Source organism: Pseudonocardia spirodelae, from assembly GCF_037727765.1.
Taxonomy (GTDB): domain Bacteria; phylum Actinomycetota; class Actinomycetes; order Mycobacteriales; family Pseudonocardiaceae; genus Pseudonocardia; species Pseudonocardia spirodelae.
The window spans coordinates 117669-144527 of the sequence record NZ_JBBJUP010000003.1; the positions used below are offsets into that span (position 1 = coordinate 117669).

Sequence of the window (26859 nt, forward strand, 5' to 3'; positions counted from 1 at the left end):
TTCTACCGTTGCGTGGTGGCGGTCACGACAGCGTCGTCGGGGCCGCCCTCTCCGATCGTGCAAGGGAGCACCGGGTTGACCACGAGCACCCCCATCAGCACACCGTCGATGCGGCGCAAGGCCGGGATCGCCTCGTTCGTCGGCACCACCATCGAGTGGTACGACTTCTACATCTACGGCACCGCCGCCGCGCTGGTGCTGGGCCCGCTGTTCTTCCCGAACGCCTCCCCCGCCGCGGGCGTGCTGGCGTCGTTCGCGACGTTCTGGGTCGGGTTCCTCGCCCGCCCGATCGGCGGCATCGTCTTCGGGCACCTGGGCGACCGGCTCGGCCGCAAGACCGCCCTGGTCGCGACGCTGCTGCTGATGGGCGTGTCCACGCTGGCCATCGGCCTGCTCCCGGTCTACGACGACATCGGCGTCCTCGCGCCGGTGCTGCTCGTCGTCGCGCGGCTGGTGCAGGGCCTGGCCGTCGGCGGCGAGTGGGGCGGCGCGGTGCTCATCGCGTCCGAGCACGCGTCGAAGAACCGCCGGATCCTCTACGGCGCGTTCGCCCAGCAGGGCAGCCCGGCCGGGCAGATGCTCGCCACCGGCTCGTTCGCGCTCGTCGCGATGCTGCCGGAGGAGGCGTTCCTGTCGTGGGGCTGGCGGGTGCCGTTCCTGGTGTCCGCGGCGCTGGTCGTCGTCGGCCTGGTGATCCGGCTGCGGATCGAGGAGAGCCCCGCTGTGGTCGCGATGCGCTCGCGCGGCACCACGTCCCGCTTCCCGCTCGCCGAGCTCTTCCGGGAGCGGACGATGCTGGTCGTGGTCTCGGTCGGGGCGTGCGCGCTCGTCGCCGCCGCCGCGTACTTCAAGAACACCTTCGCGCTGTCCTGGGCGGTCAACGACCTGGGCTTCGACCGCCAGGTGTTCCTCAACGTGGTGCTGATCAGCTCCACCGTGCAGTTCTTCACCCAGCCGCTCGGTGCGTTCATGGCGACCTGGTGGAACCCGCGCAAGGTCGTCACGGCCCTGCTGCTGATCGAGCTGCCGCTGTTCCCGGTGATGTTCTGGCTGATCTCCAGCGGCAGCTTCGGGCTGGCCGCGCTGGGCATGGCGCTCGCGACGCTGCCGCACACCATGTACTACGCGATCCTGGCCGGGATGCTGGCCGAGGCGTTCCCGGCGCGGATGCGCTACACCGCGATCTCGCTGTCCTACGCGCTGGCCGGGACCCTGTTCGGCGGCACGGCCCCGCTGATCGGGCAGTCGCTGCTGGCCGCGACCGGGTCGATCGTGCCGGTCGTCGCGTACTCGCTGCTCATCGTGGTGGTCTCGCTGCTCTCGGCCCGCTGGGTGCTCGCCCGCGGCCCGGTGCCCGACGACGAGCGCGTCCCCGCCCCGGCCGGCAGCGCCGCCACCGGGAGCACCGCATGAGCCTGCCCGAGCCCGAGGTCCCCGCCGTCGCGACCGCGCTCGCGGCGCGGCTGCGCGAGCTCGTCGCGGCGGACCCGCACCGGCCGATGGTCACCGAGGACCCGGGCGGCGCCACCGCGACCCGTGCGGAGTTCGACGCCCGCACGAACCGGCTGGCCCGCGCGTTCGCCGCACGCGGGGTGGGCCGCGGCGACCTCGTGTCCATCGCGCTGCCGAACACCGCCGCGCACCTGGAGTGCTCGGTCGCGGCGTGGAAGCTGGGCGCCGTGCCGGCGCCGCTCTCGGCGCGGCTGCCCGCCGCCGAGCGGGACGCGGTGCTCGCCGTCGCGGCGCCGGCGCTCGTCGTCGACGGCGCGCTCCCCGACACCTCCGGGTTCGGCGACGGCCCGCTGCCCGACGTCGTCGGGCCGTCCTGGAAGGCCCCGACCTCCGGCGGGTCCACCGGCACGCCGAAGGTGATCGTCGCGGGCCAGGCCGGCTGCGTCGAGCACGTGCTGGCCCGGGCCGACGGGCTGCGCATCGACCGCGACGGCGTCTTCCTGTGCACCGCGCCGCTGCACCACAACGCGCCCTACATGTTCTCGCTGATGGCGCTGCTGCAGGGCCACCACGTGGTGCTGATGGGCCGCTTCGACGCCGCCCGCACCCTCGAGCTGGTCGGCGCGTACGGCGCCACCTGGCTCTACGCGGTGCCGACGATGATGGGCCGGATGCTGCGCCTGCCCGAGCAGGACTGGGCCGCGGCCGACGTGTCGAGCCTGCGCACCGTCCTGCACGTCGGGGCGCCGTGCCCGCCGCAGGTCAAGCGCGGCTGGATCGAGCGGGTCGGCGCCGAGACGGTGTTCGAGATCTACTCCGGCACCGAGTCCCAGTCCGGCACGGCGATCGACGGCCGCGACTGGCTGGCCCGCCCCGGGTCGGTCGGGCGCGTCGTGCGCGGCGAGATGCGGGTGTGCGACGACGACGGGCGCGAGCTCGGCCCCGGCGAGACCGGCGAGATCTGGATGCGCTCGGGCGGCGCGCCCACCTACCACTACCTCGGCGCCGAACCCCGCGAGCGCGACGGCTGGGAGTCACTGGGCGACATGGGCTCCTTCGACTCCGACGGCTACCTCTACCTGGCCGACCGCCGCTCGGACATGATCCTCGTCGGGGGCGCGAACGTGTACCCGGCCGAGGTGGAGGCCGCGCTGACCGCGCACCCGGGGGTCCGCGACGCCGTCGTCGTCGGGCTGCCGGACGCCGACTACGGCTCGGTGGTGCACGCGGTGGTGCAGGGCGACCCGGACGTCGCGGCCCGGCTGCCCGCGTTCCTCGACGACCGCCTCGCCCGGGCCAAGCAGCCGCGCAGCATCGAGGTCGTCGACCACCCGCTGCGCGACGACGCCGGGAAGGTCCGCCGCTCGGAGATCGCCGCGCGTGCCGCCGACGCCGCACGGCGCGCGACGACCGGGCGTGCGACAGGATGATCCCCATGACCGAGCTCCTGGCCCGCCTGCGGGACCTGCAGGTGTCCTCCCTCTGCGACGCCGACAAGTCGCTGCCCGTCGTCGACCCGCGGATCCGGGCACTGGTCCCGGACGTGTCGATGGCCGGCCCAGCGGTCACGGTGTCCTGCGTGGACGACCACCTGCCGATGTTCGCGGCGCTGGCCGCGGCCGGGCCGGGGTCGGTGCTCGTCGTCGCGGGGGCCGGGGGTCACCGCGCGGTGTCCGGTGAGCTGTTCGCGACCGAGGCGCACCGGCGCGGTCTGGCCGGGATCGTCGTCGACGGGCTGGTCCGCGACGTGCGCGGGCTGCGCGCCATCGGGCTGCCGGTCTTCGCCCGCGGCACCTGCCCGGCGTCGGGCAGCACCCGCGACCCGGGGACCGTGGACGAGCCGGTGTCCTTCGGCGGGCTGGTCGTGAGCCCGGGCGACCTCGTCTGCGGCGACGACGACGGCCTGCTCATCGCCCCGCCGGACCGGCTCGCCGGGATCGTCGACACCGCCGAGGGCATCGAGGCCGCCGAGCGGGCGCTGGTCTCGGCCATGCGCAACGGCCACGACCTGCACTCGCTGACCACGGTGGCCGAGCACGTCGCCGCGCTGCGCCGGGGCGAGCCCAGCGCGCTCGGCTTCAAGGTCTAAACGGCGCTCAGGCCGCGGACTCCCAGCTGAACTCCTCGGCCATCGCGCCGGCGCAGTCCGGGCACGGCACCGCGACGCCCGCGGTCTCGTCCCCGGGGAGCTCGGCCTGCGCGCCGCAGCCGGCGCACCGCTGCCAGGACACCAGTTCTCCGTCCATGTAATCGAGGGTGAACCACAACCGTGTAGTTCGCAACCCCGCAGGTCAGACGTCGTCGACGAGGTCCGCGACCGAGGAGACCACCCGGGTGGGGCGGAACGGGAACCGGTCGATCTCGTGCTCCTTGGTGATGCCGGAGAGCACGAGGACGGTGCGCATGCCGGCCTCGAGCCCGGCGAGGATGTCGGTGTCCATCCGGTCGCCGATCATCACCGTGGACTCCGAGTGCGCCCCGAGCCGGTTGAGCGCGGCCCGCATCATCAGCGGGTTCGGCTTGCCGACGAAGTAGGGCTCCACCCCGGTGGCCTTCGAGATCATCGCCGCGACCGAGCCGGTGGCGGGCAGGATCCCCTCCGGCGACGGGCCGGTGGCGTCGGGGTTGGTCGCGACGAACCGCGCACCCTGCTCGACCAGGCGCATCGCCGTCGCGATCGAGGAGAAGCTGTAGGTGCGGGTCTCGCCGAGCACGACGTAGTCGGGGTTGCGGTCGGTGATGACGTAGCCGATGTCGTGCAGCGCGGTCGTCAGCCCGGCCTCGCCGATGACGTAGGCGCTGCCCTGCGGCCGCTGCTCGCCCAGGAACGCCGCCGTCGCCAGCGCGGAGGTCCAGATGGCCTCCTCCGGCACGTCCAGCCCGGTCGCCTGCAGGCGGTGGCGCAGGTCGCGCGGGGTGTGGATGCTGTTGTTGGTCAGCACCAGGAACGGGATGCCCTTCTCCCGCAGGCGCGAGAGCAGCGCGTCCGCGCCCGGGACGATGCTGCCCTCCCGGACGAGGACGCCGTCCATGTCGGTCATCCAGCACGCGATCGGCTTCTGATCCACCACGCCGCGACCCTATCCCCGCGACGGTTGGCAGGCCGGGCACCAGAACAGGTTGCGCGCCGCGTGCTCGCGGTGGCGCACCCCGGTGCCGCAGACCAGGCAGGGCAGGCCGGCGCGCCGGTAGACGTAGACCTCGCCGCCGTGCCGGTCACGGCGTGCGGCCTGCCCGCGCCGGCGCGGGTCGTGCTCGGGCGCGACGGTGTCGATCCGGTTGCGCCGCACGCCGTCGCGCATGAGGACGACGAGGTCGGCCCACATCGCGTCCCAGGTGGCGCGGTCGAGCTCGCGGCCCGGCAGCTGCGGGTCGAGACCGTGGCGGAACAGCAGCTCCGCGCGGTACACGTTCCCGACCCCGGCCAGCACCTTCTGGTCCATCAGCAGCGTCGCCAGCGGGCTGCGCGAGCGCGACACCCGCTCCCACACCCGCTCCGGCTCGGCGTCGGGGCGCAGCGGGTCCTCCCCGAGCCGGGCCCGCAGCGCGCGGGCCTCGGCCGGGGTGATGAGCTCGCACGCCGTCGGGCCGCGCAGGTCGGCGTAGTGGGTCTCGCCGACCAGCCGCATCCGCAGCTGCCCGACCGGCTCCGGGGCCGGCAGCGGGTGCTCGACGAACGTGCCGTACAGCCCCAGGTGGACGTGCACGACGCGGTCGCGGCCGTAGCGGTGGAACAGGTGCTTGCCGTGGGCCTCGGCCCGGGTGAGCACCGCGCCGTCGAGCAGCGCCGCGGACTCGGCGAAGCGGCCCTGCGGGCTGGACACGCCGACCGGCCGGCGGGCGAACAGCTTCTGGTGCAGCCGCGCCAGCCGGTGCAGCGTGTGCCCCTCGGGCATGTCAGGCCGTCACTGCTTCGGCAGCTCGATCTCGCCGGTCCGCTCGTAGTCCAGCATCTGGTCGATGCGCCGCTGGTGGCGCTCGTCGCCGGAGAACGGGGTGGCCAGGAAGGCGTCGACGATCGCGACGACCTCGGTGAACGAGTGCTGCCGCGCGCCGACGCCGATGACCTGGGCGTCGTTGTGCTCGCGGGCAAGCTTCGCGGTGGCCTCGTTCCACGCCAGCGCGGCGCGGATGCCGGCCACCTTGTTCGCGGCGATCTGCTCGCCGTTGCCGGATCCGCCCAGCACGATGCCCAGCGAGTCCGGGTCGGCGACGACGCGCCGCGCCGTCTCGATGCACCAGGCGGGGTAGTCGTCGAGGGCGTCGTAGGTCGGAGCCCCGACGTCGACCGCCTCGACACCCTGCTCGGTCAGGTACTCGACGAGCTTGCCCTTGACCTCGAAACCGGCGTGGTCACTGCCCAGGTAGACGCGCACGGGGCACGATCCTCCCCCATGCGGATCAGCGGCGTGGACGGGGTCCCGGGTGGCTGGGTGGTGTGCGTGCTCTCCGGCACCGGACGGGCACGCGAGGTGAGCTGGACCGTGGTGCCCGACGCGGCCGCGGTGCTGGTCGCGACCGCCGGGTGCGACGCCGTCGGGGTCGACGTCCCGCTGTCGGTCCCGGCCGGTGCGGACCGGCGCGAGGCCGAGCGGCTCGCCGCCGCGCGCCTCGGCCGGGCCCGGTCGTCGCTGTTCCCGACCCCGCCCGCGGCCGTGCTCGGCGCCGGGTCCTACGCCGAGGCCTGCGCCGCCGCGCAGGCCGTCACCGGGAGGAGGATCAGCCTGCAGACCTGGTACATCGTGCCGAAGATCGCCGAGTTCCAGCGGGTGGCGCTGCCGGCGTCGGTGGTCGAGGCGCACCCGGAGCTGACCTTCCGCACGATGGCGCCCGGCGTCGCGTTCGCGTCGAAGAAGACCGCGCGCGGGGCCGGGCAGCGGGTCGCGGCGCTGTCGGGCTGGGTCGCGGTCGACGGGCTGCTCGGCGACCTGCCCGCCGCGGCCCGCCTCGACGACGTCCTGGACGCCGCCGCGTGCGCCTGGACCGCGGAGCGGGTGGCCCGCGGCACCGCCGAGCTGCTGGGCCCCGGGACCGACCGGCTCGGCCGGTCGACCGCGATCGCGGTCTGACCGGCACCCTGGTCGTCGTGGACGGACGCTGGACCGGGCTCGCCGACGGGGTGCTGGCCCGCCGGCACGACGAGCTGGACCTGACCACCGGGCTGGTCCTGGGCTGCACGCGGGCGCTGGTCGTCGACACCCGCGGCGACGAGGTGCAGGGCGCCGAGCTCGCGGCGGCCGTGCGCGCGGTGACGGACCTGCCGGTGACGGTCGTGCTCACCCACGCCCACTTCGACCACTGCTTCGGGACGGCGGCGTTCCCCGGCGCGCCGGTGTACGCCCAGGCCGGCTGCGCGGGCGCCCTGCTCGCGACGACGGCGGCGCAGCGCGCGTACTGGGTGCGGCACTACCGCGACGCCGGCACGACCGCCACCGCCGCCGCGCTCGCCGCGACCACCCCGGTGCTCCCCGACCGCCCGGTCTGCCCCCGCCCGGGCGACCGGCACGTGCTCGACCTGGGCGGGCGCACCGTCGAGCTCGTCCACCCCGGCCCCGGGCACACCGGCCACGACCTCGCCGTGCGGGTGCCCGACGCCGGCGTCCTGTTCGCCGGGGACCTGCTGGAGAACGGTGCGCCGCCCTCGGCGGGCCCGGACGCCTGGCCGCGGCGCTGGCCGGACGCGGTCGCGCTGCTGCTCGGCACCGGACCGCGGGTGCTCGTGCCCGGGCACGGCGACCCGATGACGGCCGGGCAGGCGGCGGACCAGCACGCGGAGCTGGCGCGCGCGGCCGGCGGCGCCGGGCGGGACCGGCCCTGACCCGCCCGCGCGGCCCCTCACCGGGCCGGCCGGTCGGTCGGTCCGTACGCCGGGCGGGCCGGGGCACCGGGCGCCCGTGCGGGCAGCGCGCGGGCGACGCGGTCGGCGAAGCCGGACGGGTCCGGGCCGGGCCGCGCCGCCCGGCGCAGCCGGTAGAGCTCCACGGTGGGCGCGCCGTCGCGGGCCGGGAGCGCGAGCGGGGCGGTCCGGGCGTCGTCCGGCGCGGCCCGCCGCAGCTCGACCGTCGGCGGGTCCACCGGTCCGGGCCCCCGACCGGCCGCGACGGCCGCGGCCACCGCGGGAGCGGGCAGGTGGCGGCGCAGCGCGAGGACCGCGGGCAGGCCCAGTGCCGGCCCGGCCGCCAGCACGACCAGGGCGCCCCGCCACCCGGCCAGGTCCGCGACGAGCGGGACCGTCGCGATCGCGGCGACGGTGAGCAGGAAGCCCAGCGCCGTCTGCACGGTCAGGGCGGTCCCGGTGTAGCGCGGGTCGGCGATCTCGATGGTCGCCGTCGTCAGGACCGCGGAGTCGGCGACCGCGGCCGCGCCCCAGAGCGCGCAGAACGCCGTCGTCACCGCCGGGGCCGCGCCCAGCAGCAGCGGCGACACCGCGCAGCACAGACCGCTCAGCGCCAGTGCCGCGGCGACGACCGGGACGCGGCCGACGCGGTCGGCGGCCCGGCCGCCGAGCACGCAGCCCGCCGCGCCGCCGAGCCCGGCCGCGACGAACACCGTGAGGTGCTCCGCCGGGCCGGGGTCGCCGCCGGCGAGCGCGGCGCCGAGCCAGGTCCACAGCGCGTACAGCTCCCACATGTGCCCGAGGTAGCCCAGCACGACCAGCCGGGGCCCGGGCTCGCGCAGCAGCCGCAGCGCGTAGCCGGTGTCCGGCGGCGGGGCGGGCGCGAGGGCCGGGCCGGGTCGCACGCACCACCACGCCAGTGCCGCGGCGACGGCGCCGCACAGCGCGGCCCCGGCCAGCACGCCGCGCCACGGCAGCCCCGGCAGGCCCCCGATCAGGTGCGGCAGCGCCGAGCCGACGGTCAGCGCGCCGACCAGCACGCCGAGGTCGCGCGCGCGGCGCGACCCGTCCGACCACGACGTCATGATCTTCATGCCGACCGGGTAGACCAGCGCCAGGAACACCCCGGTCAGGGTGCGCAGCACCAGCGCCGCGACCGGGCCGTCGGCCACCGCGGCCAGTGCCAGCGTGCAGGCCGCCGCGGCGGCGGCCCCGCCCGCGAGCAGGCGGTGCGGCGCGACCCGGTCGGCGAGGGTCAGCACCGCCGACACGACCGCGCCGGCGGCGAAGCCGAGCTGCACCGACGTCGTGAGCCACACCCCGGTGGCCGTGCCGAGACCCCACCGGGCGCGCAGCTCCGGCTGCACCGCGGACGCGGAGAACCACACAGCGAGCCCGAGCACCTGGACGAGCGCGACCAGGGCCCGCGCCCGGCGGCCGGCGGACATGGGCGGCTCCCGGGGTCGAGGGTCGGGAGACCGTAGCGGGAACACCAGGTGGGAACCGGTCCGGACAGACGCAGGGATGCCGCCGTACGGCGCAGCGACGGGTGTGGGCTCGGCAGGCGGGCGCTGCGCGACACGTGGGCGTAACAGCGGGCACCTAGCGTCACCGCGCGTGGGGGACGTGCCGCTGGTGGGTGTCGAGGAGGAGTTCCACGTGGTCGGCCTGGCCGACCGCCGGGCCGCGCCGGACGCGGAACGGCTGCTGGAGCACCTGGACGGTGAGGAGTTCTTCCCCGAGCTGCAGCGCTCGCTGGTCGAGACCAACTCACCGGCGACCGCGTCGCTCGACGAGCTCCGCACCCACGTGCGACGGCTGCGTGCCCGGCTCCGCGAGGCCGCGCAGCCGCTGGGGCTCGGCGTCGTCGCGTCCGGGACGGTGCCGCTGGTCGACCTGACCGGCGACGACGTCTCCGCGGGCGCCCGCTACGAGCGGATGCAGCACGAGTACCAGATGCTGGTGCGCGAACAGCACATCTGCGGGGTGCAGGTGCACGTCGACGTCCCCGACCGGGACACCGCCGTGCAGGTCGCGCGCCGGGTCGCCCCCGCGCTGCCGACGCTGCTCGCGATCACCGCCAGCTCGCCGTACTGGCGCGGGCACGACACCGGCTACGCCAGCTACCGCAGCATGATCTGGCAGCGCTGGCCCACCGCGGGCCCGCCCGGCGCCGTCACGACGGCCGCCGAGTACGACGCGATGGTCGAGGAGCTGATCGCGTCCGGGACCATCAGCGACGCCGGGATGCTCTACTTCGACGTCCGGCCCAGCGCGCACCTGCCGACCGTCGAGCTGCGGGTGTGCGACGCCTGCCCCGAGGTCGACGACGTCGTGCTCGTCGCGGGCCTGTTCCGGGCACTGGTCGGGCGGGCCCGCGCCGACACCGAGGCGGGACGCCCGCTGCCGCGGGCCCGGCACGAGCTGCTGCGCGCCGCCGGGTGGCGGGCCGCGCGCTCCGGGCTGGAGGGCGACCTCGTCGACGTCGGCGGCGCGCCGACGCTGGCGCCGCCCGCGGTGCAGCTGCGCGCCCTGGTCGAGGACCTGCGCCCGTGGCTGGAGGAGGTCGGGGACCACGAGCAGGTCGCCGAGCTCACCGAGGCCGTGCTGGCCCGCGGGTCCGGCGCGGCGGCCCAGCGGCGCGCGTTCGGGCGCCGCGGGCAGCTGACCGACGTCGTCGACGACCTGCTGGCCCGCACCCAGGGCGAGGAGCCCGCGACCACCCCGCCGCTGACGGTGCCGGTCGCGCCGGAGCTGCTGCGCGGCTACGCCCCGCCCCGCTACGACGAGGCCGTCGGCGACGACGGCTCCGTCCGGCCCGCCTACGGCTGGCTGTTCCGCTCGCTGGACCGGCTCGGGCCGCGCGGCCTGGCCGCCGCGCAGAACGCGCTGCGCACCGAGCAGCGTGCCCGCGGGGTCACCTTCCCGGTGCCCGGCGTCGAGCCCGGACCGGACGGCGAGCGCCTGTTCCCGCTGGACCTGGTCCCGCGGATCATCGAGGCGCACGACTGGGCCCACCTCTCCGCCGGGCTGGCGCAGCGGATCCGGGCGCTGGAGTGCTTCGTCCGCGACGTCTACGGCCGCCGCGAGATCGTGCGCGACCGCGTCGTGCCCGCGCCGGTCGTCGACCGGGCCCCGGGCCGCACCCGCTCCGGCGCGCTCGTCCCGCCCGACGCGGTCCGCATCGCCGTCGGCGGCATCGACCTGGTCCGCGACGCGGGTGACGGCTGGGTCGTGCTGGAGGACAACCTGCGGGTGCCGTCGGGGATCGGGTTCTCGATGATGAGCCGGCGGCTGATCCGCAGCGTGCTGCCCGACCTGGAGTCGCCCGCGGAGGTGCACAACCTCGACGACGTGCCCGAGCGGCTGCGGGCCGCGCTGGCCGCCGGGGACCCGGACGGCCCCGACGGGGAGGCCGCGCTGCTGTCGGCGGGCGAGGCCGACCCGGCGTACTTCGAGCACCGGCTGCTGGCCGAGGCCATGGAGGTGCCGCTGGTGACCCCGGCCCGGCTGCAGGTCACCGACGGCGCGCTGTTCCTGGTCGGGGGCGGGCGCCGGCGCCGGATCACCACGCTCTACCGGCGGATGGACGAGCACGAGCTCGCCACCGCCCGGGGTGCCGACCACCGCCCGCTGGGACGGGCGCTGTGGGCGGCGATGGCCCGCGGGCGGGTCGCGCTGCGCAACGCGCCCGGCAACGGCGTCGCCGACGACAAGCTCGTCTACGCCTACGTGCCCGAGATGATCCGCTACTACCTGGACGAGAAGCCGCTGCTCGCGTCGGTGCCGACGCTGCCCTGCGTCGACCCGGCGGCCCGCGAGCAGGTGCTGGACCGCCTGGGCGAGCTCGTGCTCAAACCGGTCGACGGGTACGGCGGCGCGGGCATCGTCATCGGCCCGCACGCCGCGCCCGCCGAGCTCGACCGCCTCGCCGCGGAGGTCCGCGACCGGCCCGCGGCGTGGGTCGCGCAGGACCTCGTCGGGATCTCCACCCACCCCACGTTCACCGACGGCGCGCTGCAGCCCCAGGCCGTGGACCTGCGCGTCTTCGCGGTGCAGTCCCCCGGCCACGGCCCGGCACCCGAGGTCGACGTGCTGCCCTCGGCGCTGTCGCGGGTCGCCCCGCCCGGCGGGATGATCGTGAACTCCTCGCGGGGCGGCGGCGCGAAGGACACCTGGGTGCTGGCCTGAGCGGGGCTCAGCCGGCGAGCAGCAGGTCCGGCTCGGCGAGCGCCCGGTCGGCGACGGCGCGGGCGGTCCCGGTGACGGTGGCCGCCCGGCCGTGCGGGGACACCAGCACGCTGCGCCGCGCGCCGGCCGTGAGCCCGCGCCGGTCCATCTCGGCGTGCACCGCGGGGACCAGCCAGGTGCCCAGCCCGGCGTAGCCGCCGCCGAGCACGACGGTGCCGACGTCGACGACGTGCACGACCGAGGCCAGCGCGGTCCCGAGCGCGGACCCGGCCCTGGCCAGCGCGCCGGTCGCGGCGGTGTCCCCGGCCAGGGCCGCGGCCCGCAGGGCGGCGACGTCGGGCAGCCCGGCGTCGGCGAGCAGCGCGGTGAGCCCGGCGTAGGCCTCGACGCAGCCGGTGCCGCCGCAGCCGCAGGGCCGCCCGTCGCGCTCGATGACGACGTGCCCGACCTCCCCGGCGACGCCGCGCGCGCCGGGCAGCACCCGCCCGTCCACGACGATCCCGCCGCCGATCCCGACGTCGGCGGAGACGTAGACGAAGTCCTCGGCCTGCCCGAGGTGCGCGAGCGCGCCGAGCGAGGCCTCGTTGCCGACCAGCAGCGGCACGTCCGCGAGGGCGGCCGCGTGCTCGGCGGGGCGGCAGCCGTCGAGGCGGGGCAGGTTCGGCGCCTGCAGCAGCACCGCGCCGGCGTCGGAACCGCGCACCGGGCCGGGGACGGCGATCCCCGCCCCGGCGAGCGGGCGGCCGGTGCCCGCGGCCAGCGACCGTGCGGTACGAGCCGCCCGGCCGAACACCTCGGCCGGGTCCCGGTCGCGGTGCACGCGCCGGTGCCGCGCGCGGCGCACCACGCGGCCGTCGAGGCCGGTCACCAGCGCGGCCAGCCCGTCCACCTCGACCGAGACGGCGACGACGACCGGCCCGCTCCCGGCGAACCCCAGCGGGGTGCCCGGCCGGCCCACCCCGCCGCGGTCCGGCTCGCCCTCGGCGAGCACCCCGGCCGCGACGAGCGGGTCGAGCAGCCCCGCCACGGTCCCGCGGGTCAGCCCGGTCGACGCGGACAGCGCCGCCCGCGACGACGGCCCGTCGCGCAGCGCGCCGAGCAGCAGGGCGAGGTTGTGCCGGCGCACCTCCGGGGCGCGCGCCGGCGTCACCGGCGGACGGGGGGCCACCGCGTCATCGTGCCCCGGTGAGGTGCTCCAGGGCGAGCTGGTGCAGCCGGACGTAGCCGAGCCCGCGGCGCCCGAGCGCGTCCGGGTCGACGGCGTCGAGCGCGGGGTCGGCGAGCAGGGAGGCGGCCGTCTCACCGGGCGACAGGGTCGGCTCGGCGAGCGCGGGCACCCCCGCCTCGGCCAGCACGGCGACGACCTCGGGGTCGGCCCGGAACGCGGCGGCCCGCTCGCGCAGCAGCAGGTAGGTGCGCATGTTCGCCGCGGCGCTGTCCCACACCCCGCGCCGGTCCTCGGTGCGCGAGGGCTTGTAGTCGAAGTGGCGGGGACCGTCGTACCCGGCGGTCTCGAGCAGGTCGACCAGCGCGAGGGCGTTGAGCAGGTCGCCGTGGCCGAACACCAGGTCCTGGTCGTACTTGACGCCGCGCTGGCCGTTGAGGTCGATGTGGAACAGCTTGCCCGCCCACAGGGCCTGCGCGACGCCGTGCGCCACGTTCAGCCCGGCCATCTGCTCGTGGCCGACCTCGGGGTTCACCCCGACCAGCTCCGGGTGCGCGAGCCGCTCGACGAAGGCCAGCGCGTGCCCGACGGTGGGCAGCAGGATGTCGCCGCGGGGCTCGTTCGGCTTGGGCTCGATGGCGAACCGCAGGTCGTGGCCCTGTTCCAGGACGTGCGCGCAGAGCAGGTCCATCGCCTCGCGGTAGCGGTCCAGCGCGGCGCGGACGTCCTTGGCGGAGTCGTACTCCGAGCCCTCGCGCCCGCCCCACAGCACGAACGTGCGGGCACCGAGCTCGGCGGCCAGCTCGATGTTGCGCAGCACCTTGCGCAGCGCGAGGCGCCGCACGGTGCGGTCGTTGGAGGTGAACCCGCCGTCCTTGAACACCGGGTGCGAGAACAGGTTCGTGGTGACCATCGGGACGGTCGTGCCGGTCGCGTCGCACACCGCCCGCAGGCGCGCGACCTGCCGGTCGCGGTGGGCCGGGTCGGGGTCGAAGCCGAACAGGTCGTCGTCGTGGAAGGTCAGGCCCCACGCGCCGCGCGCGGCGAGCTCCTCGACGGCCTCGACGACGTCGAGCGGCTCGCGGGTGGGGGCGCCGAACGGGTCGGCGGCGGTCCAGCCGACCGTCCACAGCCCGAAGGAGAACCGGTCGGCGGGGGTGGGGGCGGGCACGGTCATCGGGCGCACTCCTGTCGGGTCGGACGGACCTGTCCGACCCTGCCCGACGGGAGGTAGTTTGTTCGTCTTCCGAACGAATGAATCCGCGCGGGCGCCCGTCGCATGTCACCTCGCGGAAACGCCCCGGGTCTTGCGGGCGGGCCCGCGTCCACGTGAGGTGGATCCATGTGCGGCATCGCGGGCGAGATCCGGTTCGACGGCCGTGGGGTCGACGCCGCCGCCCTCGCCGCGATGACCGACGCCCAGCACTCGCGCGGCCCCGACGGGCACGGCCTGCACGTCGCCGGCGCGGTCGGGCTGGGCCACCGGCGGCTGCGGGTCATCGACCTGTCCGAGCGCGCCGCGCAGCCGATGAGCGACCCCGAGCTCGGTCTGACGCTCGTCTACAACGGATGTCTGTACGACCACCGCGCGCTGCGCGCCGAGCTGACCGGGCTGGGCTACCGGTTCTTCTCCACCTCCGACAGCGAGGTGGTGCTCAAGGCCTACCACCGGTGGGGGACGGCCGCGGTGCACCGCCTGACCGGCATGTTCGCCTTCGCCGTGCACGAGCGCGACACCGGCCGGGTCGTGCTCGTCCGCGACCGGCTCGGGATCAAGCCGCTGTACTGGACGCGCGACGCGCACCGGCTGCGGTTCGCCTCGACCCTGCCCGCGCTGCTGGCCGGGGGCGGGGTGGACACCGCGCTGGACCCGGTGGCGCTGCACCACTACTTCACCTTCCACGCCGTCGTGCCGCCGCCGCGGACCGTGCTCGCCGGGGTGCACAAGCTCCCGCCCGCGACGGTCCGCGTCGTCGAGCCGGACGGGCGCCACACCGACACCGTCTACTGGCGACCGTCCTGGACGCGGCGTCCCGAGCTCGCCGGGCTCGACGCCGGCGGGTGGGCCGAGCTGCTGCGCGCGCGGCTGCGCACCGCGGTCCGCCGGCGCACCGTCGCCGACGTGCCGGTCGGGGTGCTGCTCTCGGGCGGTCTGGACTCCTCGATGGTCGTCGCCCTGCTCGCCGAGCTCGGCGCGGCGCCGGCCACGTTCTCCGTCGGCTTCCCCGACGCCGGCGGCGAGTCCGGCGACGAGTTCGCCTTCTCCGACCTGGTCGCGCGCGAGTTCGGCACCGACCACCACCGCATCACCGTCGACGCCGCACGGCTGCTGCCCGCCGTCGACGCCTGCGTCGCGGCCATGCCCGAGCCGATGACCAGCCACGACTGCGTCGCCTTCCACCTGCTCGCCGAGGACGTGTCCGCGCACGTGCCGGTGGTGCTCACCGGCCAGGGCGCCGACGAGGTGCTCGCCGGGTACTCCTGGTACCCGCCGCTGCGCGACGTGCCGCGCGCCGACGCCGCCGCGGCCTACGCCCGGGTGTTCTGCGACCGCTCCCACCACGACCTCACCGCGCTGCTCTCGCCCGCCCACCTCCCGGCGGGCGACCCGTCGCGGGCGCTGGTCGCGGAGCACATGGCCGCGCCCGGCGCGGACACCGCGCTGGACGCGGCGCTGCGCCTGGACACCCGGGTGATGCTGGTCGACGACCCGGTGAAGCGGGTCGACGCGATGACGATGGCGTGGGGCGTGGAGGCGCGCGTGCCGTTCCTCGACCACGAGCTCGTCGAGACGATGGCGGCCTGCCCGCCCGGGCTCGCACTGGCCGGCGGCGGCAAGGGCGTGCTGAAGGCGGCGGCCCGCGGGCTGGTCCCGGACGCCGTGATCGACCGGCCCAAGGGGTACTTTCCCGTACCGGCCGTGCGGCACCTCTCCGGAGGGCTGCTCGACCGGGTCCGCGACGCGGTGACCGACCCGAGGGCCCGCGCGCGCGGCCTGCTCCGGCACGGCGTCGCCGACCGGATGCTCGCGGCGCCGTCCGCGGGCCGCACCGCGCTCGGCGCGAACGCGTTGTGGCAGGTGGCGGTGCTGGAGATGTGGCTGCAGGAACGGGGGATGTGAGGGTGGACGGCGCACGGGCCGAGCGGACACTGCCCGCCCCCGGCCACGACACGCACGACACGCACGGCGCCGACCCCGGGGACCACTCGCCCGCCGTCTCCCCCGACGGCACCCGGCTCGCCTGGATCTCCGACCGCACCGGGCGGCCGCAGGTGCACCTCGCCGCCCTGCCCGCCGACGGGCCGGTCGACCCGGACTCCGCGACGGTGCTGCCCGCGCCCGGCCGGCACGCCGACGTGACCGCGCTGTCCTGGTCGCCGGACGGGAGCCGGATCGCGGTCGAGATCGCGCCGTGCGGCGGTGACCGCACCCGCGTCGCGCTGCTCGACCCGGCGGGCGGGCCCGCCACCGGCATCGCGACGCACGCCACGGCCGTCGTGCTCGGGGCGTGGGCGCCGAGCGGGCGCGCGCTCGGCGTCACCGTGCTGTCCGGCGCGCGCGGCCCCGGCACGCCGGGCGACGGCACCGCCTGCCTGGTCGACGTCCGCGACGGCTCCTCCACCGTCCTCGGCGCCGGGCAGTCCGCGGTCGTGCAGGCCGTCTCCGCCGACGGCCGGCGCGTCGTGCTGCGCACCGGGCGGCGCGGCGAGCGCGCCCTGGAGCTGGTGGACCTGCACCGCGGCACCCGGGACCGGGTCGTCGGCGGGCCCGGCGGCGCGCTCACCGCCGCCGCCCGCTTCGGCACCTCCCCCGGCACGCTGTGGGTGCACACCGACGCCGACCGGGAGCACGCCGCGCTGCTCGCCGTCGCGCTCGGCCCCGCCGGGGAGGGCCGGATCGCCCCGGCCCGCCCGGTCGCCGTGCGCCCGGGTGCGGACCTGGAGCTCGTCGCCCTCGACCCGGCCGGCCCGCGGGCGGCGCTGGTGTGGAACTCCGGCGGGCGCAGCCAGCTGGAGATCGCCGACCTGCGCGGCGGCCGCCCGCAGCGGCTGCCCGCGCCGTGCGACGTCGTCACCGGGGTGTCCTTCGCCCGCGACGGCGCGTCGCTGCTGGTCGCGGGCCACTCGCCGGGCACCGCGCCGTTCGTGGCGCGGATGCCGCTCGACGGCAGGCCCGCGACCCCGCTGCTCGGCGGCACCCCGGTGACGCCGCGGCCGCCGCGCCCGGAGGCCGTGACCTTCCCCGCCGAGGACGGGCTGCGCCTGGGCGGGTGGCTGCACCGGCCGGCGTCGCCGTCGGGGGTGGGGTTCCTGTGGCTGCACGGCGGCCCGGAGTCCGAGGAGCGGCCCGGCTGGGCGCCGTTGCTGCACGCGCTGGTCGCGGCGGGCGTCACCGTCCTGACGCCGAACGTGCGCGGGTCCTCCGGGCGCGGGCGGGCCTTCGCCCGCCTCGACGACGGCCCGCTGCGCCCGTCCTCGATCACCGACGTCCGGGCCGCGACGCGGCTGCTGGCCGGGGTCCCCGAGGTCGACCCGCGCCGGGTGGTGGTCGGCGGCCGCTCCTACGGCGGCTTCCTCACCCTGGCCGCGCTGACCCGCTTCCCCGAGATGTTCGCCGCGGGCGTCGACGTGTGCGGCATGTCGGACCTGACCGCGTTCTACGCCGACTCCGAGCCGTGGATCGCCGGCCCCGCCGTCACCGAGTACGGCGACCCGGTGCGCGACCGCGCCCTGCTCGAGGAGCTGTCCCCGCTGCGCGCCGCCGACCGGGTCGAGGCGCCGCTGCTGGTGGTGCACGGCGAGCACGACACGAACGTCCCGCTGTCGCAGGCGCTGGCGATCCACGCCGCGCTGGCCGCGCGGGGCGCCCCGGTGGAGCTGCTGCGCATCCCCGACGAGGGGCACGAGGTGCGCGACCGGCACACCCGGGCCGCGGCGAACGGCCGGATCGTGCGGTTCGTGAGCGGGGTGGCGCGCCGTGGCTGACCGGGTCCCCCGGCCGGGACTGTCGGTGGCCGCGCGGGCGCTGCTCGGCGTCGTCGCCGCGGTCGTCGCGGGCGCGATCGCGGTGGTGGACGGCGCGGTGCTCGCCGCCGGGCACCCGGCGCTGCCGGTGCTGCTGGCGGTCCTGGGCGTGGCCGGGCTGGTGCTCGCGGTCCGCTCGGCCCGCCCGGCGCGGCGCGGCCGGCTGCGCACCGCGGGCCGCTGTGCCGCGGCGCTGCTGCTCGTGGCGCTGGTCGCGGCCGCGGTCTGGCTGCGCCCCTACCCGGCCGGCGCGACGGCCGTCGCCGCCGCGGACACGACGGCGCCGGGCCCGGTCGCGGTGGTGCACACGGCGACGACGTGGGAGCTGCGCCCGGCGTCGCCGTCCGGGACCGGGTTCGTGTTCGTCCCCGGCGCGCTGGTGGACCCGCGCGCCTACCTGCCGCTGCTGCAGCCGCTGGCCGAGCGGGGCGTGCGGGTGGTCGTCACCGCCCCGCCGCTGGGGTTCGCCCTGGCCGACCCGGGCGCCGTGGCCCGCGCGGTCGCATCGGCCCCCGAGGTCCGGACGTGGGCGGTCGGCGGGCACAGCCTCGGCGGCGTCGCCGCGGCGCAGGCGCTGGACGTACCCGGGGTGCGGGGCCTGGTGCTGTGGGCGTCCTATCCGGCCGGTGACGTGTCGGGGGCACCGGTGACGGCGCTGTCGGTGTCGGGCTCGGACGACGGGCTGGCCACACCGGACGCGATCGCCGAGTCCTGGACGCGGCTGCCGCCGGGCAGCCGGTTCGTCGTCGTCCAGGGCGGGGTGCACGCCTTCTTCGGCGACTACGGACCGCAGGCCGGCGACGGCGTGCCCGGTGTGGACCGGGCGAGCGCGCAGCGGCAGATCACCGGCGCGACGGTGCTCTTCGTGACCGGGCTCAGGCCGGGCTGAACGACTGCAGTATCTGGCGGCCGCCGTCGTCGGTGCCGACGACGAACCGGTAGTTCTCCCGGCTGGTCGACCCGTCGGTGCGCATGAACACGATCGTCGCGGTGACGGTGTCCGGGCCGGCGTTGCGCAGGTTCTCCGCGTAGACGGTGCGCATGCCGCCGTAGAACTCGCGGTAGCCGCTGATCCCGCGGGACTGGGCCTGGGCCTGCGGGCTGAGCATCGCGAACGCGCCGTCGATGTCGCCGGGCAGCATCCGGTAGTAGTTCTGCACGAACGCCACCGGGTCCTGCACCTCACCCGCCCCGGAGCTCGGGGTGGGGGTGGTGGTCGGGGCCGCCGACGTGGTCGGCGCCGTGCTGGTCGCGGGGGCCTGCGTGGTCGTCGGTGCGGCCACCGCGGGCGGGGTCTCCTGCTGCTGGTTGCTCGACAGCACCCCGAACGCGACGCCGCCGCCCACGACGAGCAGCACCGCCACCGCGCCGAGGACGACCGGGGTGCGCCGCCCGCGCCCGCCGCCCGCGGGGCGGCCGTTGCGCCCGCCGCCACCGGGGATGACCTGCGGCGCGGGCACGGCCGGTGCGTCGACGACGGTCCCGCCGTCCTGCGCCGCGCCGACCTCGGCCGCGTCCCCGGCGTCCATCACCGCGGTCGCCGTCGCCGGGGTCGCCAGGCCGGCGACGGACCGGCCGGCGGCGATCCGGGCGAGCGCGTCGCGGGCCTGGGCGGCGCTGGGGCGCTCGGCGGGCTCGTTCGCGAGCAGCCGCATGAGCAGCGCGGTCAGCGGCCCGGCCTCCGACGGCGGCGTGATCGCGCCGGTGGCGACCTTGTGCAGCAGCGCGTAGGCGTTGTCGTCGAGCCCGAAGGGCGGCTCGCCCTCGACGGAGGCGTAGAGCATCGCGCCGAGCGCGAACACGTCCGAGGCGGCGGTCGGCTCCTGGCCGCGCGCGACCTCGGGGGCGAGGAACGCCGGGGTGCCCGCGATGACGCCGGTGCGGGTGAGCTGCACGTCGTCCACGGCGCGGGAGACGCCGAAGTCGGTGATCTTGGCCCGGCCGTCCTCGGCGATCAGGACGTTGCCCGGCTTGATGTCGCGGTGCACGACGCCCGCGGTGTGCGCGGCGGCCAGCCCGTCGGCGACCTGGCGGCCGATCGCGGCGGCCTCCCGCGGGGGGATCGGGCCCTTCTCCGCGAGCACCGCGGCCAGCGAGCGCGACGGCAGGTACTCCATGACCAGCCACGGACGGTCGTCGTGCACGACGACGTCGAACATGCTGATCACGTGCGCGTGCTGCAGCCGAGCCCCGATGCGGCCCTCGCGCAGGATCCGCTGCCGGGACTCCTCGAGCTGGTCGGCGGACGGCAGCGCCGCCGCGAGCAGCTCCTTCACCGCGACCGTGCGGTTGAGCAGCTCGTCCGTCCCGCGCCACACGGCACCCATCGCACCGGCACCGATCCGCTCGTCGAGACGGTAGCGGTTCCCGATCCGGTGGGCGTCGGGGGTGGGCGAACTCATGAGGTCCAAGGGTAGGGAATCGGGGCGGGAGGGCCGTCGGCAGGGCACCTGCCCCGGGGGGCCGGGAGAGGGACCACGAACCCTACGCGACCACCCGTTGCGCAGCCAGGCACAGTACGCCACACCACAGGCCCGACGATCACCTCGGAAGGCCCAGCTTGGTGGCACACGCCGGCCACGATCCGTAACCGCCGCGGGCGTCGCGGACCTTGGTGGCGATCTCGATCTGCTCCTCGCGGGTGGCCCCGTCGGCCGTGGGCGCGTACTCGGTGCCGCCGAAGTCGCTCCAGGTGCCCTTGTCGAACTGCAGTCCTCCGTAGTAGCCGTTGCCGGTCGAGATGCCCCAGTCCCCCGAGGACTCGCACTGCGCCAGCCGGTCCCACGCGGGGTCGGCCGACCCGCCGGACGATCGGTCCGGTCCGGACGACGGGGTGGGCTCCTTCTTCTCCTCGGAGGTGGGCGGGTCGGCCGTGGGGGCGTCGTCCCCGGAGCCGCCGGTGTCGGCGCGGTCCTCGGGCTCGATGCCCGAGGCGGGGCCGTCCCCGGCGCTGCCGGAGCCGTCCTGCGGGTCGGGACCGTCGTCGGGGTCCGGGCCGCCGCCGTCGGAACCGCCGGAAGAGTCGTCCTCGGACCCGGCGGGCGGGTCGTCCCCGGACCGGGCGGCGTCGCCGGAGCCGCGGTCCGCACCGGAGCCGCCGTCCGGGCCGGTCGCGGAGCCGGGGCCCGGGTCGTCGGCGCCGGACCGCCCGTCACCCGGGGAGTCGGAGGAACCGCTGCCGCTGCCGGTGCCGGACGCGGAGGCCGCGGACCGGGCCCGCTCCCGCACGGCGGCCGCGATCGCCCCGGCGTCGGGCGCGCCGTACCCGGCGGCGTCGTCGTCGACCACCAGCACCCAGTCCCGCCCGCCGCCGGACGGGACCGGGAAGCGGGCGATCCCCGCGCTCGCGATCCGGGCCAGCTCCAGTGTGGTGCCGGTGGCGGGCTCGACCCACCACGGGCGGGCGGTCTCCCCGCTGAGCAGGTCGAGGTCGAGCACCACGTCGGCGCCCGCCGGGGTGTGCCCGAGCACGTAGGAGCCGTCGTCCGCGCCGGTCACCGACACCCGGCCGTCCACCGCGGCGGCCCGCACCGTGTACGCGCCGTCGGAGTACGCGCTCAGCGCGGTCCGCGGCACCGCGGCCGCGAGCGCGCCGCGCTCGAGCACCGCACCGACCGCGAGCTGCCCGCCCGCCAGGGTGCCCGCGAGCAGGGCGGCCGCCCCGAGCACCGACGTCGTCCGCCGCGAGAACCAGGTGTCCACGGCCGGGCACTCTGGCGCCCGGCCGCGTCCGGCACGGCCGAACCGGCGATCCCGTTCGCGATCGCGAGCGGGGACCGCCGGCGGTCACCGCGCTCAGTAGTCGAAGCTCGGGTCCTCGGTGCGGGTCCGCTTGAGCTCGAAGAAGTGCGGGTTCTCCGCCATCAGCCGCGCGCCGTCGAACAGGCGGCCGGCGTCCTCGCCCTTCGGCACCTGGGAGATGACCGGCCCGAAGAACGCCACGCCGTCGACGTGGATGGTCGGGGTGCCGACGTCGAGGCCGACCGGGTCCATGCCCTCGTGGTGGCTGGCGCGCAGCTTCTCGTCCCACTCGGTGGAGTGCGCGGCCCCGGCCAGCGACGCCGGCAGGTCGAGCTCCTTCAGCGCACCCGCGACGACGTCGTCGAAGTCCTTGTTCTGCTGGTCGTGGATGCGCTCGCCGAGCGCGGTGTAGAGCGGCGCGAGGACCTCCGGGCCCTTCAGCTCGGCGGCGGCGATGCACACGCGCACCGGGCCCCAGCCCTTGGTCATGAGCTCGACGTACTGCTCGGGCAGGTCGCGGCCCTCGTTCAGCACGGACAGGCTCATGACGTGCCAGGTGACGTCGACGTCGCGGACCTTCTCCACCTCCAGCACCCAGCGGGAGGTCAGCCACGCCCAGGGGCACAGCGGGTCGAACCAGATGTCGATACGGGCCTTGCCGTCGGCAGCAGCGGTCGTCATGTACGGCGCAACGCACGCGGCCCGTCCCGGATTCCACGGGCCGCGCCCCATCCACCGTGATTGGATGCCCGACGACACCACCCCCGGAGAGGACCTACGTGACCCCGCCCAATCTCACCCGCGCCCAGGCCGAGGAGCGCGCCGCGCTGCTCGACGTGTCGACCTACGACGTCACGATCGACCTGACCGACGGCGCCGGTGCACCGTCCGAGCGGACGTTCGCGGTGACGACCACGGTGCGCTTCACCGCCGCGGAGCCGGGCGCGAGCACCTGGATCGAGTGGGTCGGCGACTCCGTCACCTCGGCCACGCTGAACGGGACCGAGCTGGACGCGGGGAGCTGGACCGAGTCCGACGGCCTCGCGCTGCCCGGCCTGGCCGCCGAGAACGAGCTGACGGTCGTCGCGACCGGGCTCTACACCAACACCGGCGAGGGCCTGCACCGCTTCGTCGACCCGGTCGACCAGGCCGTCTACCTGTACTCCCAGTTCGAGACGGCCGACTGCAAGCGCCTGTTCCCCTGCTTCGACCAGCCCGACCTGAAGGCCCGCTACACCCTCACGGTGACCGCGCCGCAGGACTGGAAGGTCATCTCCAACTCCCCCGCCGCCGTCGCGGACGGGGTGCACTCCTTCGAGACCACCGAGATCCTCTCGACCTACCTGGTCGCGCTGATCGCGGGCCCGTACGCGAGCTGGCACGACACCTACCGCGACGAGCACGCCGAGATCCCGCTGGGCATCTTCTGCCGTGCCTCGCTGGCCCCGCACATGGACCACGAGCGGATCTTCACCGAGACCCGCCAGGGCTTCGACTTCTACCACCGCAACTTCGGGGTCACCTACCCGTTCGGCAAGTACGACCAGCTCTTCGTGCCGGAGTTCAACGCGGGCGCGATGGAGAACGCCGGCGCGATCACGTTCCTGGAGGACTACGTCTTCCGGTCGCGGGTCACCCGCACGCTCTACGAGCGGCGCGCCGAGACGATCCTGCACGAGATGGCGCACATGTGGTTCGGCGACCTCGTGACCATGCGCTGGTGGGACGACCTGTGGCTCAACGAGTCGTTCGCGACCTGGGCCAGCGTGCTGTGCCAGGCCGAGGCCACCGAGTACACCGGCGCGTGGACGACGTTCGCGAACCTGGAGAAGTCCTGGGCCTACCGCCAGGACCAGCTGCCCTCCACCCACCCGATCGCCGCGGACATCCCGGACCTGCAGGCCGTCGAGGTGAACTTCGACGGCATCACCTACGCCAAGGGCGCGTCGGTGCTCAAGCAGCTCGTCGCCTACGTCGGGCTCGAGCCGTTCCTGGCGGGGCTGCGCGACTACTTCGCCGCCCACGCCTGGGGCAACGCGACCTTCGACGACCTGCTGGGCGCGCTGGAGAAGGCGTCGGGCCGGGACCTGTCCGACTGGGGCGCGCAGTGGCTGCGCACCACCGGGCTGAACCTGCTGCGCCCGTCGTTCCAGGTCGACGACGCCGGCCGGTTCACCTCGTTCGACGTCGTGCAGGGCGGTGCCCGCCCGGGGGCCGGCGAGCTGCGGACCCACCGGATCGCGGTCGGCGTGTACGACGACGACCCGGAGACCGGCAAGCTCGTCCGCACCCGGCGCGTCGAGCTGGACGTGTCCGGCGAGCGCACCGCGGTGCCCGAGCTCGTCGGGCTGCCGCGCGGCAAGCTCGTGCTGGTCAACGACGACGACCTCACCTACTGCGCGCTGCGCCTGGACCCGGGCTCGCTCGCGACCCTGGTGGACCGGATCGGCGACATCGCCGAGTCGCTGCCGCGCACCCTGTGCTGGTCCTCGGCGTGGGAGATGACCCGCGAGGCCGAGCTGAAGGCCCGCGACTTCGTGACCCTGGTGGCCGGCGGGTTCGACACCGAGTCCGAGATCGGCGTCGTGCAGCGGCTGCTGATGCAGGCCCAGACGGCGACCTCGTCCTACGCCACCCCGGAGTGGGCCACCGGGCGCGGCTGGCCCCTGCTGACCGACGCGCTGCGCTTCCGGCTCGACACCGCACCGCCCGCATCGGACATCCAGCTGGCCGTGGTGAACGCGCTGACCGCGTCGGTGCTGCCGGAGAACACACTGGACCGGATGAAGGGCTGGCTGCTCGACATCGACGTCCCGGACGGGCTCACCGTGGACGCCGACCTGCGCTGGCGGCTGCTGCACGCGCTCGTCGCGCACGGGAAGGCCGGCGAGACCGAGATCGCCGAGGAGGCCGAGCGCGACGCCACCTCCACCGGCGCGCGGCAGGCCGAGCGGGCCCGCGCGCTGATCCCGACCGCGGAGGCCAAGGAGCGGGCCTGGCAGCGCGCCGTGCACGACGACTCGCTGCCCAACGCGATCAACGAGTCGGCGATCTCCGGCTTCTCCCACCCCGCGCAGAAGGGCCTGCTCGACGGCTACGTGCAGCGCTACTTCGACGAGATCGACGGCGTGTGGGCGCGCCGCACCTCGGAGCTGGCGCAGAACGTGGTGGTCGGGCTGTTCCCGTCCTGGGCGGTCGAGCAGCCCACGGTGGACGCCGCCGACGCCTGGCTGTCCGACGGGTCGAAGCCGGCCGCGCTGCGCCGGCTGGTCTCCGAGGGCCGCGCCGGGATCGTGCGCGCGCTCGCCGCCCGGGAGTTCGACGGCCAGCCCGCGCCGTCGTGTGTCGTGGGCGGGTGCCGTGGGGGTCAGCGGCGGCGCAGCCACCGCCCGATCCGGCCGCGGGGCTCGCGCTCGCCCTCGGGGCGGAACCCGGCGCAGGCCGACGCGCCGCAGGCGCCGCAGTCGGTGCCGGGGCGGTAGTGCTCGTGGACGTCCTCCGGGTGCCCGCACGCGCAGAGCCGCAGGGCAGGGCCGGCGGGCGGGAGCGGCGTGATCGGTTCCGGCGGCTCGGACGGGGTCCGCTGCAGCGGCACCGCCGGGACGGCCGTCAGCCCGGTCGGCGGGGTCAGCACCGCGGGTCCCTCGGTGCCGGTGTGGTCGTGCGCCATGGTGACCTCCTTCGTGCCGACGGCGGTGGTGCACGCGGAGCGTCGTCGCCCCGTGCCGTCGCGGCACCAGTATGGGATCACGTGATGCGCGTGGGAATGGGCATCACACCTCGATGTGGCCGTCCGTGGGTGGAACCGCAGGTAGCGGACACCGACCACCCGATCAGCGGGCCACCGGAAGTGTGAGCACGGCGAGGCACCCGCGTGGCCGGTCGACCGTCCGGAGTACCAGCGTGCCGCCGTGCCGCTCGGCCAGCTGGGCGCTGATGTGCAGCCCCAGCCCGGACCCGCCGGCGGACTCGTCGTGGCGGCCGCGGGCGATCGTGAGCTCGGCCTGGCCGCCGGGGAGCCCGGGGCCGTGGTCGCGGACCTCGACGGCGACCAGGCCGGGCTCGTCGGCCAGGCGGGCCCGCACGACGACCGGGGTGCGCGGGGCGTGCCGGTCGCAGTTGGCGAGCAGGTTGGTCACGACCTGGCGGGTCAGCGACTCCGGCGCCGCCACCCGGGGCAGGCCCGCGGGGGTGTCGAGGGTGATGCCGCGGCCGTCGCGCAGGTCGACCAGCGTCCGCAGGGCCGCGCCGACGTCGTGCTCGGCCTCGGCGGGACCGTCGCCGGCGGCGCCGTCCGCGGCCGCGGGGCTCCAGTCGAGCAGCGCGGCGTCGCGGTCGTCGACCAGCGGGTCGGTGCCGGTGACGGGCACGGCGAGCGGGTTCTGCAGCATCCGGCGCAGCCGGTCGAGCTCGGCCAGCACCGCCTCCCGCATGCGGACGACCTGCGGGTCGTCCCCGGGGCGGGCCAGCAGCAGCTGCGCGGCGCCGGCCAGGCCGGCCAGCCCGTTGCGCAGCTCGTGGTCGCGTTCGGCGGCCTGGTCGGTGGCCCGGTCGAGCAGCGCCGACGCCTCGCCCAGCGTCTCCTGCAGCTGGTCGTACTCGTCCTGCAGGGTGGTCACCGCGCGCAGCGCGACGGTGAGCAGCGCGGAGAGCACGACGGCCATCCCGAGCACCCGCAGCGACGGGTAGACCAGCCCGATCGTCGGTTCCTGGCCGGGGACGATCGCCCGGTAGAGCTGCGACACCGCGACGACGAGCAGCCCCAGCCCCAGCCGGGACCGGATCCGGCTCTGGCGCCGGTAGCCGTCGAGCAGGAACAGCACCGCGACCAGCGCCCAGCCCGCCTGCACGATGATCGAGTACAGCGGGCCGGCCGTGAGCATCCGGGTGAACGGGCTCTCGGCCTGCACCGCGACGAGGGCACCGACCAGCAGCGCCACCCCGGCCAGCGCCCAGCCGCCCCACGCACCCAGGCGCGCCGGCGGACGCAGCGCGGTGACCAGGATGCACAGGCTGACGAGCAGCATCGACAGCACCGCCAGCCGCGGGGTGCCTCCCGGGTACTGCGGGAGCACCAGTGCCGACAGCGGCAGCAGGACCACGCCGTAGAGCAGCAGCGCCGCACCGAACCAGGACGGCCGCGGGTCGCCGGTGAGCCGCCCGGTCACCAGCGCGATGATCGCGGCGGCCGAGCCGATGGCGGCGGCGACGAGCGTCAGGACCGCGGTGGCGTCGGCCGTGTCGATCCGGCCGGCGACGACCGCCGGGCGGCTCGCGGCGACCACGAGGGCACCGAGGACCACCACGACCAGCATGTCGGTGAGATGGCCCGCGAGGAACCGGACCCGCCGCTGGGGACCGAGGACCCCGCTCAGGACGCCGGACGCCATGTCACCTCCGCTGCGCCGATCTCGTCGGACTGATGCGTGAGCGATGATAGATCCCGTCG

21 protein-coding genes are annotated in these 26859 nt (G+C 76.3%); 10 read left to right on the forward strand and 11 right to left on the reverse strand.

Features of this window, described 5'->3' with window-relative positions; genetic code table 11:
* Positions 1–75 precede the first annotated feature (75 nt).
* From WJX68_RS04645 to WJX68_RS04655, 3 genes are read left to right on the forward strand one after another with little or no spacing between them, the layout of a single operon-like run.
* On the forward strand, positions 76–1413 hold the full coding sequence (locus tag WJX68_RS04645) for an MFS transporter (RefSeq protein WP_340286334.1): 1338 nt from the start codon (positions 76–78) through the stop codon (positions 1411–1413).
* On the forward strand, positions 1410–2882 hold the full coding sequence (locus WJX68_RS04650; protein ID WP_340286335.1) for an AMP-binding protein: 1473 nt from the start codon (positions 1410–1412) through the stop codon (positions 2880–2882). The genes WJX68_RS04645 and WJX68_RS04650 overlap by 4 nt, the downstream gene beginning before the upstream one ends.
* Positions 2883–2887: 5 nt before the next feature.
* Positions 2888–3541, forward strand: a complete 654-nt coding sequence (locus WJX68_RS04655; RefSeq protein WP_340286336.1) for an RraA family protein — start codon at positions 2888–2890, stop codon at positions 3539–3541.
* 7 nt (positions 3542–3548) lie between these two features.
* Here WJX68_RS04655 and WJX68_RS04660 read toward each other — a convergent pair whose 3' ends face one another.
* Genes WJX68_RS04660 through WJX68_RS04675 form a run of 4 tightly spaced genes read right to left on the reverse strand, consistent with a single transcriptional unit; the run spans position 3549 to position 5828 of the window.
* On the reverse strand, positions 3549–3698 hold the full coding sequence (locus WJX68_RS04660; protein WP_340286337.1) for a hypothetical protein: 150 nt from the start codon (positions 3696–3698) through the stop codon (positions 3549–3551).
* 45 nt (positions 3699–3743) lie between these two features.
* Positions 3744–4484, reverse strand: a complete 741-nt coding sequence (locus WJX68_RS04665) for an HAD-IIA family hydrolase (RefSeq protein ID WP_422785658.1) — start codon at positions 4482–4484, stop codon at positions 3744–3746.
* A 48-nt stretch (positions 4485–4532) separates the two neighbouring features.
* Positions 4533–5348: an Fpg/Nei family DNA glycosylase gene (locus WJX68_RS04670; RefSeq protein ID WP_340286338.1), complete on the reverse strand. Its 816-nt coding sequence runs from the start codon at positions 5346–5348 to the stop codon at positions 4533–4535.
* A 9-nt stretch (positions 5349–5357) separates the two neighbouring features.
* Positions 5358–5828, reverse strand: coding sequence for a ribose-5-phosphate isomerase (locus tag WJX68_RS04675; RefSeq protein WP_340286339.1), 471 nt, complete (start codon positions 5826–5828; stop codon positions 5358–5360).
* An 18-nt stretch (positions 5829–5846) separates the two neighbouring features.
* Here WJX68_RS04675 and WJX68_RS04680 point away from each other — a divergent pair, with 18 nt between their 5' ends.
* Both WJX68_RS04680 and WJX68_RS04685 read left to right on the forward strand, forming a co-directional pair.
* A complete protein-coding gene (locus WJX68_RS04680; protein ID WP_340286340.1) occupies positions 5847–6521 on the forward strand; it encodes a DUF429 domain-containing protein in 675 nt (224 codons plus the stop codon).
* A gap of 17 nt (positions 6522–6538) precedes the next feature.
* A complete protein-coding gene (locus tag WJX68_RS04685; RefSeq protein ID WP_340286341.1) occupies positions 6539–7270 on the forward strand; it encodes an MBL fold metallo-hydrolase in 732 nt (243 codons plus the stop codon).
* Between the two features lie 17 nt (positions 7271–7287).
* Here the strand turns inward: WJX68_RS04685 and WJX68_RS04690 are convergent, their stop codons facing one another.
* Positions 7288–8736, reverse strand: coding sequence for an MFS transporter (locus WJX68_RS04690; RefSeq protein ID WP_340286342.1), 1449 nt, complete (start codon positions 8734–8736; stop codon positions 7288–7290).
* Between the two features lie 169 nt (positions 8737–8905).
* Here WJX68_RS04690 and WJX68_RS04695 point away from each other — a divergent pair, with 169 nt between their 5' ends.
* Complete coding sequence (locus tag WJX68_RS04695) at positions 8906–11479, forward strand: glutamate--cysteine ligase (protein WP_340286343.1); 2574 nt, start codon at positions 8906–8908, stop codon at positions 11477–11479.
* A 7-nt stretch (positions 11480–11486) separates the two neighbouring features.
* Here the strand turns inward: WJX68_RS04695 and WJX68_RS04700 are convergent, their stop codons facing one another.
* Both WJX68_RS04700 and xylA read right to left on the reverse strand, forming a co-directional pair.
* Positions 11487–12647: an ROK family protein gene (locus tag WJX68_RS04700; RefSeq protein ID WP_340286344.1), complete on the reverse strand. Its 1161-nt coding sequence runs from the start codon at positions 12645–12647 to the stop codon at positions 11487–11489.
* Positions 12648–12651: 4 nt separating this feature from the next.
* Complete coding sequence (gene xylA, locus WJX68_RS04705) at positions 12652–13821, reverse strand: xylose isomerase (protein ID WP_340286345.1); 1170 nt, start codon at positions 13819–13821, stop codon at positions 12652–12654.
* A 165-nt stretch (positions 13822–13986) separates the two neighbouring features.
* Between xylA and WJX68_RS04710 the strand changes: the two genes are divergently transcribed.
* From WJX68_RS04710 to WJX68_RS04720, 3 genes are read left to right on the forward strand one after another with little or no spacing between them, the layout of a single operon-like run.
* Entirely contained in the window at positions 13987–15765 is a 1779-nt protein-coding gene (locus tag WJX68_RS04710; protein WP_340286346.1) for an N-acetylglutaminylglutamine amidotransferase, read from the forward strand.
* A 2-nt stretch (positions 15766–15767) separates the two neighbouring features.
* Positions 15768–17630, forward strand: a complete 1863-nt coding sequence (locus WJX68_RS04715; protein WP_340286347.1) for a S9 family peptidase — start codon at positions 15768–15770, stop codon at positions 17628–17630.
* Complete coding sequence (locus WJX68_RS04720; protein ID WP_340286348.1) at positions 17623–18558, forward strand: alpha/beta hydrolase; 936 nt, start codon at positions 17623–17625, stop codon at positions 18556–18558. The genes WJX68_RS04715 and WJX68_RS04720 overlap by 8 nt, the downstream gene beginning before the upstream one ends.
* Here WJX68_RS04720 and WJX68_RS04725 read toward each other — a convergent pair.
* The 3 genes from WJX68_RS04725 to WJX68_RS04735 all read right to left on the reverse strand — a co-directional run bounded on the left by WJX68_RS04725 (position 18545) and on the right by WJX68_RS04735 (position 22091).
* Complete coding sequence (locus WJX68_RS04725; protein WP_340286349.1) at positions 18545–20071, reverse strand: serine/threonine-protein kinase; 1527 nt, start codon at positions 20069–20071, stop codon at positions 18545–18547. The two genes, WJX68_RS04720 and WJX68_RS04725, sit on opposite strands and share 14 nt — an antisense overlap.
* Positions 20072–20210: 139 nt before the next feature.
* Positions 20211–21371 (reverse strand): transglycosylase family protein, encoded by a 1161-nt coding sequence (locus WJX68_RS04730; protein WP_340286350.1) that lies wholly within the window; start codon positions 21369–21371, stop codon positions 20211–20213.
* A 93-nt stretch (positions 21372–21464) separates the two neighbouring features.
* Positions 21465–22091: a mycothiol-dependent nitroreductase Rv2466c family protein gene (locus tag WJX68_RS04735; RefSeq protein WP_340286351.1), complete on the reverse strand. Its 627-nt coding sequence runs from the start codon at positions 22089–22091 to the stop codon at positions 21465–21467.
* A 98-nt stretch (positions 22092–22189) separates the two neighbouring features.
* Here WJX68_RS04735 and pepN point away from each other — a divergent pair, with 98 nt between their 5' ends.
* The gene (gene pepN / locus WJX68_RS04740; protein ID WP_340286352.1) at positions 22190–24892 is read left to right on the forward strand and encodes an aminopeptidase N; all 2703 of its coding nucleotides are present in this window, start codon (positions 22190–22192) and stop codon (positions 24890–24892) included.
* 351 nt (positions 24893–25243) lie between these two features.
* Here the strand turns inward: pepN and WJX68_RS04745 are convergent, their stop codons facing one another.
* Positions 25244–26800, reverse strand: coding sequence for a sensor histidine kinase (locus WJX68_RS04745; protein WP_340286353.1), 1557 nt, complete (start codon positions 26798–26800; stop codon positions 25244–25246).
* Positions 26801–26859 lie beyond the last annotated feature (59 nt).